Origin of the sequence: Providencia sp. PROV130 (assembly GCF_028482225.1) — a bacterium.
GTDB lineage: Bacteria > Pseudomonadota > Gammaproteobacteria > Enterobacterales > Enterobacteriaceae > Providencia > Providencia rettgeri.
The window spans coordinates 110,780-126,338 of the sequence record NZ_JAMPQC010000023.1; the positions used below are offsets into that span (position 1 = coordinate 110,780).

A 15,559-nucleotide genomic window follows, 5' to 3' on the forward strand; every position below is an offset into this window, starting at 1 on the left:
GATATTTTACTTCCTATGATGGATTCTTATCAGCTTAAAATTGTATAAATTTTATTTTATACAATTAATTGCCAATATTTAATAACAAAAACAATAAATATCTCCATACTATGCATTTTATTAAAATGAATTTTTCAATAAAGATAATAATTAACATTATATTTTGATAATATTTGTTATTATTAAAATCAATATTTCTTGATACATTAACCCCTCATTTTTACCAATTTACAAAGAGGGATATTATGACCAAATCAAATGAAAGTGTTCAAAAAAGTAAATTTAATGATTATTACACTACAAGCTTAGTTTATACTGTAAAAGACTATAATTACTTTATTGGTATAGCTAAGAACAAGTCTTTTGTTATTTATGAAATAACAAAAGATGGAAGAATAGATCTTAAAAATCTTGTGCAAGATGGAGTGTTAGATACTTTCCATGATGACCTCCAAGTAGTTTATGAACCTAATCAAGGTAAACAATTCCTTATATGTACAAATACCACTGAGTCTAGATTAGATATATTTACTATTTATGCAAATGGTTCTATAAAACTATTTGACTCTCTTGGCTATAAAAGAAAATCTAAGCAAGGAACCGCAATTTATGCTGCAAATGGCTTTTTCTACTTTTACGAACAATCTCAGCGAACTTTAGAATGGGAAATTAGAAAATTCGTAAAAGAATAATATAATTTCACCATGGAAAATAGTTTTTAATTAGAGTAATTACAAAGCGATGCATTATTATCCAGCCAGTTTTTCTATTAACTAATTGATAAACTATTTTATTACATAACTTAAGCATAGATATTTAACTTACAAACAATATTTTACTTTTATTTAGGATAATATATCCTTTATTTTAATAGGTTATTTATTGGCTAATCAAGCAAGCAGTAAATAACCTATATTTTTCTACTGATTAGAAATACTTTAATTCTTTATAGTACTTTCAATTATCACGGTAGCTACCGCATAATGCCGCTCATCGGTTATCGAAACATGAAAGTGCGTTGCATGTATACAATTAGCCAACTTTAATGCCTCATCACTTAAACTCAATAACGGTTTCCCAAGCTTGTCATTAGTAACTTCAAATTGGTTAAACGCAAGGCCATTGCGGATCCCTGTGCCTAATGCTTTTGCTGCGGCTTCTTTAACTGCAAAGCGTTTTGCTAAAAAACGGGCTGGTTTTGATTGTTGTTGGTACTGGACTAACTCAGCCTCCGTTAGAATTCGTTTCGCAAGGCTGTCACCTGTACGTTCAATCACAGATTCAATACGAGCAATTTCCACAATATCTGTGCCTAACCCTACAATTGCCATTATTTGCGCGCTTCCAACAGAATTTTTTTCATATCAGCAACGGCTTGAGCTAACCCACTGAACAATGCTCGGCCAATAATTGCATGACCAATGTTAAGCTCATAAATTTCAGGCAACTGTGCAATACGTTGAACGTTATGATAGGTTAAGCCATGACCTGCATTGACTTTAATTCCTTTACTCGCCGCATATATAACGCCATCATGAATACGGCGAAACTCAAGTTCTTGCTCCTGTTCTGTTTTAGCGTCTGCATAAGCTCCTGTGTGGATTTCAATAAAGGGAGCACCACACTCTTGCGCAGCATCAATTTGTGCGTGGTCTGCATCAATAAACAATGAAACTAAAATACCCGCTTCCGTGAGGCGTTTAACAGCATCTGCAACTTTCTGTTTTTGCCCTGCAACATCTAAGCCGCCTTCCGTTGTCACTTCCTCTCGTTTTTCAGGTACTAAACAGCAGAATGTAGGCTTAATACGACAAGCAATCTCTACCATTTCATCCGTCACCGCCATTTCAAGATTCATTCGAGTTTGAATGGTTTCATTTAGCAATGTGACATCTCTATCCGTAATATGACGGCGGTCTTCACGTAAATGAATGGTGATACCATCAGCTCCCGCTTGTTCTGCAACGAACGCAGCTTGTACTGGATCAGGGTATTGGGTTCCTCTTGCATTTCTAACCGTTGCAATATGGTCGATATTTACGCCTAACAAAAGCTCTGCCATTTTTTATTCCCCATTAGTAAACGCTAATAAACTCATCTACCTACTATCCTACTGTAATTTCCTGTGTTGAGGGAATAAATCTCTCATCATTCGAAGCAAATTCCAATATACATACCCTATTTCAGCAGTTGTATTTTATTTTTGCGAAGCGCTTCGTAAGATTTTATATCGACAAAAAAATATATTGTTTGATAAAGCCAGTTCAGCTAAAAAGATACATGAGACAGAAATATATAGTGGTATTAGCTGTATAACAAACTAGGTAAAAATAAAATTAAAAACAATTTCAACTCTGTTTGTTCTGCGCAACTGGCGAATAAGTAAACTGGCGAAATAATTCTCGGCTTTTTAAAGGTTTTCCACCTAAATAAGGCTTTAAAGCAAGTCGAGTAAAACGTTTTGCTGCTTTAAGCGTATCCGCATCAGGAAATTCGCGACTCGCCAGTGCTTTAAGCTGTTTACCTGTAAAACTAAGTTGGTCAATAACCAAACTGCCAATAAACCCTTTTTCTTCTCTATACCGGTAAGTCATTGTGTCAGCAACAGGTTCTCCACTACCAGCACAATGTAAAAAATCGACACCATAACCAAGGTAAGAAAGCAAAGCTAGCTCAAAGCGACGCAAGGCAAATTCAGGAGTGTGCTCACTTGCAGCAAGGATTTGTAAGCAGGAGAGATAATCAAAAAATAGTGCAGAATACGGTGTACCAAATTCTAATACACGCGCGGTTAATTCATTAAGGTATAAACCGCTATATAGAACGGTTCCTGTTAAAGGGAGGGCTAAAGAAACCGGGTCTGCATTAATTAAGGTTTTGATTTCACCTTTGCCTCCCCAACGGATTAGCAAAGGTGTGAAGGGCTGTAAGCAGCCCCTTAATGGTGAGCGATTACGACGAGCGCCTTTTGCGAGTAAACGTATTTTCCCCTCGCCTTCAGTAAAGAAATCGAGCAATAAACTCGTCTCACTGTAAGGCCTTGAATGGAGTACAAACGCACGCTGCCAACCACTCACTTTGCCACCTACTATTTTAGGTCGTCAACATAACCTAGGCTACGTAATGCTCTTTCGTCATCAGCCCAGCCTGATTTAACTTTAACCCAAAGCTCAAGGTGCACCTTGTTATCAAACATTCTTTCCATATCGATACGCGCTTCGGTACCAATGGTTTTTAATTTGCTACCTTTGTTACCAATAACCATTTTCTTTTGGCCTTCACGCTCAACAAGAATTAAGCCATTGATATGGTAAATACCTGACTCTGTCACCTTAAATTGCTCAATTTCTACCGTCACCGAATATGGCAGCTCATCACCCAAGAAACGCATCAGCTTTTCACGGATAATTTCAGACGCCATAAAACGCTGCGAACGGTCAGTAATGTAATCTTCCGGAAAATGGTGTACAGCTTCAGGGATATGCTGTTTAACAATTTTAGCAATTGTATCCACACCAGTACCTTTTTCAGCACTAATCGGAACAACATCTAAAAAATTCATTTTCTGACTGATCATACTGATATGAGGCAATAGTATCGTTTTATCAGTCACATTATCAATTTTGTTAATTGCTAATATAACAGGGCAACGTAAGCTAGATAACTTGGTCAATACCATTTCATCATCAGCGGTCCAATTAGTCCCTTCAACGACAAAAATAACTAATTCAACATCACCAATTGAACTGGATGCAGCACGGTTCATTAAGCGGTTAATTGCACGTTTTTCTTCAATATGAAGTCCTGGGGTATCAACATAAATAATTTGGTAATTATCTTCTGTATGGATCCCCATAATACGATGGCGAGTCGTCTGTGGCTTTCTCGAAGTAATCGAAACTTTTTGCCCCAGTAATTGATTCAATAATGTCGATTTACCAACATTTGGCCGTCCAACTATGGCAACGAAACCACAGTGGGATTGTAATTCACTCATTCAAGCTCCAAAATTTTCAATGCTTGCTCTGCTGCTGCTTGCTCTGCTTTACGACGGCTTGAGCCAACACCATTAATAGGTTGGTCAATACCACTAACTTGGCAGTGGATCGTAAATTCTTGATCGTGAGCTTCGCCTTTAACCTGAACAACCAAATAATTAGGTAGTGGCAAATGGCGCCCTTGCAGATATTCTTGTAACCTTGTTTTCGGGTCTTTTTGCTTATCACCCGGACTGATCTCAATCAGTCTACTTTGATACCAATCTAAAATAATTCTTTCGATCGTTTGGATATCACTATCTAAAAAAATACCACCGATCAGTGCTTCAACAGTATCAGCAAGGATAGATTCGCGACGGAAACCACCGCTTTTTAATTCCCCCGGCCCTAAACGTAAACACTCACCGAGTTCAAATTCACGTGCGATTTCTGCTAATGTATTTCCACGTACAAGCGTTGCTCGCATACGACTCATATCGCCCTCGTCTACTTTTGGAAAACGGTGGTATAAGTCATTTGCAATCACAAAACTCAAAATTGAGTCACCTAAAAACTCTAGACGCTCATTATGTTTGCTACTTGCACTTCTATGCGTCAATGCTTGAATTAATAACTCATTCTGTTTGAATTGATAACCAAGCTTACGCTGTAATCTTTCTAATAAAGAGGGGTTCATGTGCGCCCAACCATTTTTTATTTGATAAAAAAGCACACGCAACAGACCTGTAAAATACATTATTTTACAAAACTGTTGCGTTTGCACTGACTCCTTATCCTTCCATATATTTTACAGCTCAGTGGAACTAATTATAAAAATTCATTAGTTACAATAAGTTAAAATGGGAGAGTTAATAATTGGGGAGCCAATAATATTAATTAATCTATATTGTACACCGGGTAAAACAATAATGCTTCGGATAATGCGGATTTTCAAACGAAAACCCGCATTTTCAACGTTTGGCTAGTAGAGCCACTAATCAAATTATAGTGGGCCAATTCGGCTAAAGCGAATACCTGTCGGCCATTCGTTTTCTTGTTTATCAAGACTTAACCAAATAAATACTGCGCGACCGACTAAATTTTCTTCTGGTACAAAGCCCCACATACGGCTATCAGAGCTATTATCCCTGTTGTCACCCATCATAAAATAGTGCTTTTCAGGAACAATCCATTCATTCTTTGGCATACCTGGTTGCAGGTATTTAGCTTCAGTAATTGCTTGACGAATAATTAAAATTTGATGCTCAACCGTATCCAGCTTTTCACTACGCTCATACTGACGCAGTGCATTCCTTGGTAAAGGTTGGTCTAATGGAATTTCATAATTTCCCTTTTGGTTGTCAACAACAGAACCGATATCAAGGAACATTGTCCATTCACTCGGCGCCAGAGGACCATAAACAATAGGTAAGGTCTCTGTACATTTGTTATCTGCACAATTCGGGTAAATTGTTAATTCCTTTGCATCTGGGTTATAAATAATTTTATCACCCGGCATTCCAATAACTCGTTTGACAAAATCAACATTAGGATCTCTTGGGTATTTAAAAACTGCGATATCGCCACGTTTCGGCTTACCCGTTTCGATTAATGTCGTTTGTGTAATTGGGTCCTTTAAGCCATAAGCAAATTTCTCAACCAACATAAAATCGCCAACTAACAACGTTGGCATCATTGACCCTGAAGGTATTTGAAATGGCTCATAAATAAATGAACGCACAATCAGTACAATCGCCAACACAGGGAAAATAGACGACCCTGTTTCAAGCCATGATGGGCGGCGGACAGCATTTGCCACATCCGCTTCACTCACGGCGCCATTCGTTGCATCCTGTAACTGCTTGAGTTTTGCTTTACGCGCAGGTGCAAATTTAAACTTGTCTAAACACCATATAATCCCTGTGATTAATGTTGCCAGTGTTAGGATCAAGGCAAAGGTGTTAGCCATTGAGGCTCCTTGTAAACTTAGTCTTTACCAACATGCAATATAGCAAGGAACGCTTCTTGTGGTAGCTCAACGTTACCAACTTGCTTCATACGTTTCTTACCATCCTTTTGCTTCTGCAACAGTTTTTTCTTACGGCTAACGTCACCACCATAACACTTGGCAAGTACGTTTTTACGCAATTGTTTAACTGTAGAACGAGCAATAATATGGTTACCAATCGCTGCTTGAATCGCAATATCGAACTGCTGACGCGGAATTAGCTCTTTCATTTTTTCGACCAGTTCACGACCGCGATATTGAGAATTCGCACGGTGTGTGATCAAGGCTAAAGCATCAACACGCTCATTATTAATAAGAACATCAACACGCACCATATCTGATGCTTGGAAGCGCTTAAATGCATAATCTAAAGATGCATACCCACGAGACGTTGATTTTAAGCGATCGAAGAAATCCAATACCACTTCTGCCATTGGGATTTCATAAGTCAACGATACTTGATTACCATGATAGACCATATTGGTCTGAACGCCACGTTTCTCAATACAAAGTGTAATAACGTTACCTAAATATTCTTTAGGCATCAGCATGTGACACTCTGCGATTGGTTCGCGTAATTCTTCAATATTGTTCAATGCCGGTAGCTTAGATGGGCTATCGACATACACTATATCACCGTTAGTTTGCTGCACTTCATACACAACAGTCGGTGCAGTGGTAATCAAATCAAGGTCATATTCACGTTCTAAACGTTCTTGAATGATTTCCATGTGCAGTAAACCAAGGAAACCACAACGGAAGCCGAAGCCTAACGCAGTAGAAGTTTCTGGTTCATAAAATAAAGATGCGTCATTTAGACTCAATTTACCTAATGCATCACGGAATGATTCATAGTCATCAGAACTGACAGGGAATAAGCCTGCATATACCTGGGGTTTAACTTTTTTAAACCCGGGTAACGCTTTATCTGCTGGGTTGCGAGCGCCAGTTAATGTATCCCCAACTGGGGCGCCAGTGATATCTTTAATCGCACAGACTAACCAGCCCACTTCACCGCAACTTAATACATCACGGTCAATTTGCTTCGGTGTAAAAATTCCAAGGCGGTCCGCGTTATACACTTGCCCTGTACTCATAACTTTAATTTTATCGCCCTTTCTCAATGTTCCGCTTTTAATACGGATCAAGGAAACAACGCCTAAATAGTTATCAAACCACGAGTCAATAATCAGTGCTTGTAACGGAGCATCTGCATCACCAACAGGTGGTGGAATTTCTTTAACAAGACGTTCAATCACATCTTGAACACCAACACCGGTTTTTGCAGAGCAGCGAACCGCATCATGTGCGTCAAGGCCGACAATATCTTCGATTTCATCGGCAACACGTTCAGGATCGGCAGCAGGTAAGTCAATTTTATTTAAGACCGGAACAACTTCTAAGTCCATCTCGATAGCGGTATAACAGTTTGCCAAAGTTTGAGCTTCAACACCTTGCCCTGCATCAACCACCAGCAAAGCACCCTCACAGGCAGCTAATGAACGAGACACTTCATAAGAGAAGTCAACATGACCCGGTGTGTCAATGAAGTTTAATTGGTAAGTTTCACCATCTGAAGCTTTATAATCAAGCGTTACGCTCTGTGCTTTAATAGTGATCCCACGCTCACGCTCTAAGTCCATCGAGTCTAAAACTTGTGCCGCCATTTCGCGGTCGGTTAAGCCACCACAAATTTGAATGATGCGATCTGACAAGGTCGACTTGCCGTGGTCGATATGTGCAATGATGGAAAAATTTCTTATATTATTGATTTTCAAGGTAATATCTTCTTTTAAATTGCCTTACAAAATCAGCTTTGTGCAAATATTGCAACAAAACTAAAATGCTATGATTATCACAAGATTGTTAATTAGCTGCATTTTACATATAAGAACCCGCTAACACAAAGATTCAATGTAAAACAACTGTAAACCTGCATCAGGTTAATAGATTAGTTGCCGTGATTCATCATTAATACAACTCACACCAACCACTTCTATAGCCATAGTCAATCTATTGTAATTTCTAACTCAAAACAGACAAAATTGGTTAATAACTTTGTTCGCCATAATACTATTTGTTTGTTAATTAACTCTAATCCACAAAAAAGGGAAACTTAAGTTTCCCCTTTCTATTGACAATATCAAATTAACCTTCTAACTCAGCATATTGAAATTTAGTAATTAACTTGTACTGAAAGCTCATTCGGAGGTAGCCCTATCTGTAAAACAACAGGTTGAAAAGCTTCATCATCACGCCAATTTGAGGCTAGCCTACGCGCGATATAAAAGCCAATAGTACCACCAATTACACCTGAAATCGCTATCCAGAACTGCTCAAAATCAAATGCCTGCGCTAAGCCTGCAAAAATAAACAACCCCAAAATAGGCGTTAAGTAAACTAATAGCGCTGAACGGATCAAGCTTCCCTCCGGGATGCCCACTTCAATTTTTTGCCCTTCAACTAACGGTTGTTCAATCGCAATTTCTAATTCATGTTCCGTATTTGGCCCTATTTTGCTTAAAGCATAAGAACCACAGGTTTTACGAGCACCACAACTACCACAGCCGGACGAAGAACCGTAGCGCAATAAAGCCCTACCGTTTTGCCAACGGACTACTGTTGCCCACTCTTTTACCATAATTTACTCCCGAAACTGAATACTACCTGCTACCACTTGCGCTGTTGCCAACGGTAATTCACCAATGATAGTGATAACATTTTGCTTTTGCGTCATCGTATAAATAGTACGACGCCCATTTTGAAGCGGTTGATCAAGTAACGGGCCTTTAGTCGATTTTGTCACGTTTACAGAAAAGGTAAATAAACCATCACTAAACATTGCGGTTTCTACTACGTCGTCTTCAGCTAATTTTCGCGAAGAACGGGATATTTCTTCAAAACCAGGAGGTAACATGCCAACTTGCCATTTAAAAGAAGGATTTCCATTTTTAGGGGAAATCAATAATGGAGGCATATTTACCTTACTTAATGCGAGCAATGAGTCTTTCACTGTTTGGCTATCTAGCACCGTCGAGATCACACGAAATTGTTCTAATGTTTGGCTATTATTATCGAGAAGGTCGATACGTAATGGCAATTTCGTTTCTTCATCGATTAATACTACATAGTTAAACCGAGAATTGTCTTTCGATATTATGCGAATCACTAACGCAGGCCTATCACCAATATGGGTACGTCCCGCATCAATAAAATTATAATAAGGTTTAATTTGTTGATAATTGGCAAAAACTACTGATGGTAAATTATCAACTATATATTTGCCATTCAAGCTGAATGCATCAAAACCAGGCTCAAAATAACTAATACTATTACCTTTTTGAACAATTTCACGACGCGATGAGTCCATTTGGATCATTTGTGAAACTGGTTCACCATTAATGATGGCATGACGATAACGCACTGGTGTTATTGATTGCGGGCTAAATGTCATATAAGACATTTCGTAAGAGAGGTTCTGGGCAGCATTTCCCATTTCTTTAAAAAGAACATCGGCATCTATTTCAGATGCCGAAGCTTGATTAGAAATAATCAGGCTGCCCGTCAGGCAGATGACGGATAACCATTTATTCATTATTGCAATTTAACTCCTGCTGAAGACGCAGGTTGTGCAGACTCTTGATATTGCTGGTTGAGCATCGAGCGCCTTTCAATTTCATACTGTTGCAGCATCGCATTAATGCGTTGATTTTGTTGTTCAACTTGTTGAAGTTGCTGCTCATTACCAAATAATTGGTTATCTGAGATATTTAAACTAACTGGCGCCCCGCTGCCAACAGGAATGGTATTGAACATTGGCTCATCAACCGGTGAGTCAACCGCATTACTTTGGTTGTATTGTTGAACACCAACAATTACAGCCAAAGACACACAGGCTGCAACACCAATTTGAGTCAACTGGCTCGCCCAAGGACGAATTTTACCCCAGAATGGGAAAGCTCCCCAAGTCGCAGGCTCTGGCTGCGATTCGACAACTACCTGAGGATTAATACGCACAGCTTCATTCTCTAATGCTGCCGCAACTTTACTTGCAATATCAAAATGCATGACTTCACTAGTATCGTTACGTAGAGTATCACGAATAAGATGATAGCTCTCCCAACGTTGTTTTAACGTTGAATCACGTGAAATAGCGCTGACTAGTTCTAAGTCTAGTACTTCGCCATCCATCATTGCGGAAAGTTTCTCTCTTTGCATGCCCAATTACCTTCAGTTAATTGCATCACAATTATGTTTAATTGACTGATTTAACATACTAATACTGTTGAATCAGTGGCTGAACTTTATTATCAATCGCTTCCCTTGCCCTAAAAATACGAGAACGTACGGTGCCAACTGGGCAATCCATTATTTCTGCGATTTCTTCATAGCTCAAACCATCTAACTCGCGGAGCGTAATTGCCATTCTAAGATCTTCAGGCAGCGATTCGATGGTCCGGAAAACAACTTTCTTTAATTCATCAGACAACATTAAGTTCTCTGGGTTCGAAATTTCTTTTAAGGCACTCGCGGTTTCAAAGTTTTCTGCATCACTCGCTTCCAAGTCCGACGCAGGTGGGCGTCTATCTTGGGCAACTAAATAATTTTTAGCTGTATTTACCGCAATCCGATAAAGCCAAGTATAAAATGCGCTGTCACCACGAAACGAACCAATGGCACGATAAGCTTTTATAAAAGACTCCTGCGCGACGTCAGGCACATCCGCTTGCGGTACATAGCGGGATACTAAGCTCGCGACTTTATGCTGATATTTTATCACCAATAAGTTGAAAGCTTGTTGATCGCCTTTTTGTACCTTTTCAACCAAAATCTGGTCGGTCAGTTGCTCGCTCATTCCAGGAAGTATCTCCCGAATTCAGGCCGATAATATGTTAACTTGATCATGTTCTCCCTTCCTAAAGCAAGCACTACTTTGAGTAGTAGAACTCGTTGAAGTTCAATTTAATCTAAAAAAATAGTCAAAAATTTACAAAACTGATGAAAAAATTACTTGGGTGATCTTAAAGATCCTTATTAAAACAACTAACTACAAGACCCATAAGACAGCATACAGATTTTAGGTACGAATGCGATAGCTATCACACTAAAACCATTTGAATACGTAAGTAGCGCTAGGTCAATATACTGTACCTTAACAGCCATCCACTCATAGCAATAGGACACTCGATAGGCTAACATAAAAAACTCAATACATACTATTATATACATGCAAACACTTATGAACGAATCCACACAGCATTACACTGATATTTTAATCATTGGGAGTGGTGTCGCAGGACTTTCAGCTGCCTTACGGCTCGCCCCCTTTCATCAAGTGACCATTCTTAGTAAAAGCAGCCTTAGCGAAGGAGCATCTTACTACGCACAAGGCGGTATTGCTGCAGTTTTTGATGACACTGACAGCATCGAATCTCATGTAGAAGATACACTAATTGCTGGCGCAGGTATTTGCCAGAAAGAAGCCGTTGAGTTTATTGCCTCCAATGCAAAACATTGTGTGCAATGGCTTATCGACCAAGGTGTGTTATTCGATACTGAAATTACCGAGAACGGCGAAACACAGTATCATTTGACCCGTGAAGGCGGCCATAGCCATCGACGAATTCTCCATCATGCTGATGCGACAGGAAAAGAAGTTGAAACCACGTTAGTCGATCTCACTTTTGCTCACCCAAACATTCATATTAAAGAACGCTATAATGCCGTCGACTTGATCCTTTCTAGCACAACTGAATCACCACGAATTTTAGGTGCTTACGTTTGGAACCGCCAAAAAGAGCAAGTTGAAACCATTCGAGCGAAAACGATTGTTCTCGCCACGGGTGGAGCAGCTAAAGTTTATCAATATACGACTAACCCAGATATTTCTTCTGGTGATGGCATTGCAATGGCCTGGCGAGCTGGCTGCCGTGTTGCTAACCTTGAGTTTAATCAATTTCACCCAACTTGTTTATTTCACCCACAAGCCCGTAATTTTTTATTAACTGAGGCATTACGTGGCGAGGGGGCTTACCTCAAGCGCCCTGATGGTAGCCGGTTTATGCCAGATCACGACGATCGCGGTGAACTTGCCCCTCGCGATGTCGTTGCACGTGCTATTGACCATGAAATGAAACGCCTTGGTGCTGATTGCATGTATTTGGATATCAGCCATAAACCTAGCGATTTCGTTAAAAACCATTTCCCGACTATTTATGCGAAATTGATGACTTTAGGGTTAGACCTCACTCAAGAGCCCATCCCTATCGTCCCAGCGGCCCATTACACATGCGGTGGTGTAATTGTCGATGAAACAGGTATGACTGATATCGCGAATCTCTATGCAATTGGTGAGGTGAGCTACACTGGCTTACATGGTGCAAACCGTATGGCATCCAATTCGCTATTAGAATGCTTGGTATATGGTTGGGCGGCGGCTGAAAACATTAATAAAACGATCAAACAGATCGATGATATTCCCTATTTATCTGAGTGGGATGAAAGCCGAGTGCATAACTCAGATGAACAGGTAGTTATTCAACATAATTGGCATGAATTACGTCTATTTATGTGGGACTACATGGGGATCGTCAGAACGACTAAACGCCTTGAACGTGCATTACGCCGCATCCATTTACTTCAACAAGAGATTCACGATTATTACGCTAACTTTCGTATCTCAAATAATTTATTGGAACTACGAAACCTCGTACAAGTCGCTGAATTAATGGTTCGCTGCGCATTAGAGCGTAAGGAAAGCCGAGGATTGCATTACACCTTAGATTACCCAGAACCACTTCCTAATTCAGGCCCCACTATTTTACAGCCTGAATAACCAAGACTTTGGCCGGCCTTAAGTGCCGGCTTTAGTATTTCACATAAAATGGCTGAATTAGTTTACGAAATTCATCAGTATACTCACCCTTTTCATCTTTGAGTGCCAGCGATGTCACTTGTGTTTGTGTCTCGTGCAGTTGAATGCCCAATAGCATGCGATGGTAGGCCGTTGTAGGTTTATCACTAACATTGACGCGAAAAGCGGTAAACCAGCCTGAATTCTCAGCCATCTTCTGCATTTTTTCACCAACCTCGTAGGGCAGCACTAAACAAAATAGCCCATGAGATGTAAGACAGGATTTTGCACTTTCTAGTAATACATCATGAGTTAATGTCGCAGTGTATCGCGCTTGGTCTCGTTTTTCATTCCGACACGCAACCGCAGGTTCGAAATACGGTGGGTTGCTCACAATCAAATCATATTGAACTGAATGCAACTCGCTGTAGCTGACAATATCTTGGTTGATAACATGCAAACGCTCAGCCCATGGCGACTCAGTAAAGTTTTCCTGTGCTTGCACTGCCGCATCGCTATCTAATTCGACCGCATCAACACGTAACTTTGTATTTCTTTGCGCTAACATCAAGGCGATTAACCCACTACCGCTTCCAATGTCTAATACAGACTGAACACCGTCCACAGGAGCCCAAGTCCCCAATAGCACACCATCCGTCCCCACTTTCATCGCACATCGGTCATGAGCCACAAAAAACTGTTTAAATGTAAAACCGCCTTTACGGTAATTCTTTTTTTGCTTACACATACAAACACTCTAATTGGCTAATACTTGTTCGAATATTCTCATTCTAAGCAAATAAAAGTCATAATTTAACCTATTTGCTACAATATAATTCTCATATTATGGGAATTATATTTGAGACGAAAAAAATTTACTGATAAGTTCGAAAAAAAGGAGATGCCATGAACAGTATAAATAGAACCTTAGACATCTTATCTTACATCACAACTTGCGCATCTCCAGTGACGCCACAGTCTATCTCATCAGCGTTAGAGATCCCATTATCAACCGTCTATCGTTTACTGACAATTCTCATAGATTGGGAATTTGTATCTCACGCAAAACAATATGGCACATACTGTGTTGGCTCGCAGAGTATCAAAAATCAAGAAAAATACTATCACCACAGTTTATTGATGAGCGCATCTAAACAAGAACTGCAAACTTTAGCGAAAAAAACCCAAGAAACGGTGGCGATTATTACCTCAAATTTACGAGAGACCATTTGTGTCGACATGATTGAGAGTGAACAAGCGCTACGCTGTTCTTTTATTATTGGCCGAGGCAATACTTTAGTTAAGGGAGCAAGTGCGAAAACGTTGTTGGCTTTTCGTCATGAACTCTATCAAAACCAAGTACTTGAAGCTCATACAAAACAGTTAACCACTAAACAACAAAAAATAAAGCTACAACAAGATTTACAACAGATACGCAATCAAGGTTACGGCATGTCTGTGAGTGAAATCGATGAAGGCGTACTGGGGGTATCTGCACCTATTTTCAAAGGGAATGATGTGTTAGCTGTCGTTTCAGTTATGGCTCCTGAATTCCGCTCTACACATCGCGTAGATGAATTTATCACGCACACCTGCCAAACAGCGCATAACATCACTAAATTAATTAACTTGGAGTAACTATGACACAACCTTTCCAATGGCAAGGGCGCACAGATGGTGAAACACAAGAGCATTTGCGCATCCATCAAGTCATTAATAAACACGTACCTGCCAAATTTGCATTAATTGGTTTTGCTTCTGATGAGGGCGTCCGACGCAATAAAGGTCGACAAGGCGCTAAAGCAGGCCCAGATGCGATTCGCCATCAACTGGCAGGGTTACCTATTCATCAACCGCTTGCAATCAAAGATGCCGGTACAATTAGCTGTGATGATGGCAATCTAGAAGCGGCACAACGTCGTTTATCTGACCAGCTTATCGCACTGCTCGCTGAGAACCAAAAGCCGATTGTACTTGGCGGTGGCCATGAAGTGGCATTTGCAAGCTTCCAAGGCCTGTTTGACTACGTTGAACAATATCAAGCAGGTAAAACGATCGGTATTATTAACTTTGATGCACATTTTGACTTACGCGAAGCCTCTATAGCAACTTCTGGCACTCCATTTTTACAATCTGCCATGTTATGTCAGCAGCACCAACGCCCTTTTCAATATTTATGTTTAGGCATCGCAGACCACGGCAATACTAAAATATTGTTCGATACGGCTGATTCATTAGGTTGCCAATATATCCGTGATAAAGAACTCGCTTATTCTAAACTTCCACAAGCAATTGAAAAAATTAAAAAGTTTATTGGCAACGTAGACTACTTATATGTCACCGTAGATTTAGATGTATTTTCCGCTGCCATTGCACCGGGCGTTAGTGCACCAGCACCAAAAGGTATTTCCACTGAAGTTTTTGATGAATTGTTTGCCATTATCAAGGGTAGCCAAAAAATAGCTGTTTTTGATATCGCAGAATGCAACCCTGAATTTGATATTGACAACCATACCGCCAAACTCGCGGCTTATTTGATTTACCAATATTTATTCTAATAAAACAACACAACAATTCGACTGATAAATACACTGTTTCTCACGCTGTTAAGATAATTAATTTTCAAACACCACAATAAAAATAGCTTTGAAGTTGATTATCAAACTAGCCGTAGCGCAATAACTTAATGGTTTTTAACTATTGAATTTCGCGTTACAGCTA

The 15,559-nt window shown here is 39.7% G+C and carries 16 protein-coding genes; 4 read left to right on the top strand and 12 right to left on the bottom strand.

Annotation, left to right across the window (positions count from 1 at the left end; all coding sequences use genetic code 11):
* The first annotated feature begins 245 nt into the window (after positions 1-245).
* Positions 246-692 carry a hypothetical protein gene (locus PSF28_RS16200; RefSeq protein WP_272685345.1) on the top strand — a complete coding sequence of 149 codons (447 nt, stop codon included), beginning with the start codon at positions 246-248 and terminating at the stop codon, positions 690-692.
* A 246-nt stretch (positions 693-938) separates the two neighbouring features.
* On the opposite strand, the gene acpS is transcribed toward PSF28_RS16200, so the two are convergent.
* The 11 genes from acpS to rpoE all read right to left on the bottom strand — a co-directional run bounded on the left by acpS (position 939) and on the right by rpoE (position 10,840).
* The gene (gene acpS / locus PSF28_RS16205) at positions 939-1,331 is read right to left on the bottom strand and encodes a holo-ACP synthase (RefSeq protein WP_210837131.1); all 393 of its coding nucleotides are present in this window, start codon (positions 1,329-1,331) and stop codon (positions 939-941) included.
* A complete protein-coding gene (pdxJ, locus tag PSF28_RS16210; protein ID WP_210837129.1) occupies positions 1,331-2,062 on the bottom strand; it encodes a pyridoxine 5'-phosphate synthase in 732 nt (243 codons plus the stop codon). The genes acpS and pdxJ overlap by 1 nt, the downstream gene beginning before the upstream one ends.
* Before the next feature lie 286 nt (positions 2,063-2,348).
* Positions 2,349-3,077, bottom strand: a complete 729-nt coding sequence (gene recO, locus PSF28_RS16215; RefSeq protein ID WP_210837128.1) for a DNA repair protein RecO — start codon at positions 3,075-3,077, stop codon at positions 2,349-2,351.
* A gap of 11 nt (positions 3,078-3,088) precedes the next feature.
* Positions 3,089-3,997, bottom strand: coding sequence for a GTPase Era (gene era / locus PSF28_RS16220; protein WP_272665920.1), 909 nt, complete (start codon positions 3,995-3,997; stop codon positions 3,089-3,091).
* Positions 3,994-4,674, bottom strand: a complete 681-nt coding sequence (rnc, locus tag PSF28_RS16225; RefSeq protein ID WP_210837126.1) for a ribonuclease III — start codon at positions 4,672-4,674, stop codon at positions 3,994-3,996. Before rnc ends, era begins: the two co-directional genes overlap by 4 nt.
* Positions 4,675-4,980: 306 nt before the next feature.
* Positions 4,981-5,946 (bottom strand): signal peptidase I, encoded by a 966-nt coding sequence (lepB, locus tag PSF28_RS16230; RefSeq protein ID WP_004912796.1) that lies wholly within the window; start codon positions 5,944-5,946, stop codon positions 4,981-4,983.
* A 17-nt stretch (positions 5,947-5,963) separates the two neighbouring features.
* Entirely contained in the window at positions 5,964-7,757 is a 1,794-nt protein-coding gene (lepA, locus tag PSF28_RS16235) for a translation elongation factor 4 (RefSeq protein WP_210837135.1), read from the bottom strand.
* A gap of 404 nt (positions 7,758-8,161) precedes the next feature.
* A complete protein-coding gene (gene rseC / locus PSF28_RS16240) occupies positions 8,162-8,626 on the bottom strand; it encodes a SoxR-reducing system protein RseC (protein ID WP_210837125.1) in 465 nt (154 codons plus the stop codon).
* A gap of 3 nt (positions 8,627-8,629) precedes the next feature.
* On the bottom strand, positions 8,630-9,580 hold the full coding sequence (gene rseB / locus PSF28_RS16245) for a sigma-E factor regulatory protein RseB (RefSeq protein WP_004912804.1): 951 nt from the start codon (positions 9,578-9,580) through the stop codon (positions 8,630-8,632).
* On the bottom strand, positions 9,580-10,203 hold the full coding sequence (gene rseA, locus PSF28_RS16250) for an anti-sigma-E factor RseA (protein ID WP_004912807.1): 624 nt from the start codon (positions 10,201-10,203) through the stop codon (positions 9,580-9,582). The genes rseB and rseA overlap by 1 nt, the downstream gene beginning before the upstream one ends.
* A gap of 58 nt (positions 10,204-10,261) precedes the next feature.
* Entirely contained in the window at positions 10,262-10,840 is a 579-nt protein-coding gene (gene rpoE / locus PSF28_RS16255; RefSeq protein ID WP_004912810.1) for an RNA polymerase sigma factor RpoE, read from the bottom strand.
* Positions 10,841-11,224: 384 nt separating this feature from the next.
* Between rpoE and nadB the strand changes: the two genes are divergently transcribed.
* Complete coding sequence (nadB, locus tag PSF28_RS16260; RefSeq protein ID WP_272685346.1) at positions 11,225-12,820, top strand: L-aspartate oxidase; 1,596 nt, start codon at positions 11,225-11,227, stop codon at positions 12,818-12,820.
* Positions 12,821-12,851: 31 nt separating this feature from the next.
* Here the strand turns inward: nadB and trmN are convergent, their stop codons facing one another.
* Positions 12,852-13,586: a tRNA(1)(Val) (adenine(37)-N(6))-methyltransferase TrmN gene (trmN, locus tag PSF28_RS16265; RefSeq protein ID WP_210837122.1), complete on the bottom strand. Its 735-nt coding sequence runs from the start codon at positions 13,584-13,586 to the stop codon at positions 12,852-12,854.
* Positions 13,587-13,744: 158 nt separating this feature from the next.
* On the opposite strand from trmN, the gene PSF28_RS16270 reads away from it, so the two are divergent.
* Entirely contained in the window at positions 13,745-14,476 is a 732-nt protein-coding gene (locus tag PSF28_RS16270) for an IclR family transcriptional regulator (RefSeq protein WP_272685347.1), read from the top strand.
* A 2-nt stretch (positions 14,477-14,478) separates the two neighbouring features.
* Positions 14,479-15,396, top strand: coding sequence for a formimidoylglutamase (gene hutG, locus PSF28_RS16275; RefSeq protein WP_210837119.1), 918 nt, complete (start codon positions 14,479-14,481; stop codon positions 15,394-15,396).
* Positions 15,397-15,559 lie beyond the last annotated feature (163 nt).

Coding starts and splice junctions, on each gene's coding strand:
- PSF28_RS16200 (WP_272685345.1), top strand. CDS start 246: ATGACCAAATCAAATGAAAGTGTTCAAAAAAGTAAATTTAATGATTAT.
- acpS (WP_210837131.1), bottom strand. CDS start 1,331: ATGGCAATTGTAGGGTTAGGCACAGATATTGTGGAAATTGCTCGTATT.
- pdxJ (WP_210837129.1), bottom strand. CDS start 2,062: ATGGCAGAGCTTTTGTTAGGCGTAAATATCGACCATATTGCAACGGTT.
- era (WP_272665920.1), bottom strand. CDS start 3,997: ATGAGTGAATTACAATCCCACTGTGGTTTCGTTGCCATAGTTGGACGG.
- rnc (WP_210837126.1), bottom strand. CDS start 4,674: ATGAACCCCTCTTTATTAGAAAGATTACAGCGTAAGCTTGGTTATCAA.
- lepB (WP_004912796.1), bottom strand. CDS start 5,946: ATGGCTAACACCTTTGCCTTGATCCTAACACTGGCAACATTAATCACA.
- rseC (WP_210837125.1), bottom strand. CDS start 8,626: ATGGTAAAAGAGTGGGCAACAGTAGTCCGTTGGCAAAACGGTAGGGCT.
- rseB (WP_004912804.1), bottom strand. CDS start 9,580: ATGAATAAATGGTTATCCGTCATCTGCCTGACGGGCAGCCTGATTATT.
- rseA (WP_004912807.1), bottom strand. CDS start 10,203: ATGCAAAGAGAGAAACTTTCCGCAATGATGGATGGCGAAGTACTAGAC.
- rpoE (WP_004912810.1), bottom strand. CDS start 10,840: ATGAGCGAGCAACTGACCGACCAGATTTTGGTTGAAAAGGTACAAAAA.
- nadB (WP_272685346.1), top strand. CDS start 11,225: ATGAACGAATCCACACAGCATTACACTGATATTTTAATCATTGGGAGT.
- trmN (WP_210837122.1), bottom strand. CDS start 13,586: ATGTGTAAGCAAAAAAAGAATTACCGTAAAGGCGGTTTTACATTTAAA.
- PSF28_RS16270 (WP_272685347.1), top strand. CDS start 13,745: ATGAACAGTATAAATAGAACCTTAGACATCTTATCTTACATCACAACT.
- hutG (WP_210837119.1), top strand. CDS start 14,479: ATGACACAACCTTTCCAATGGCAAGGGCGCACAGATGGTGAAACACAA.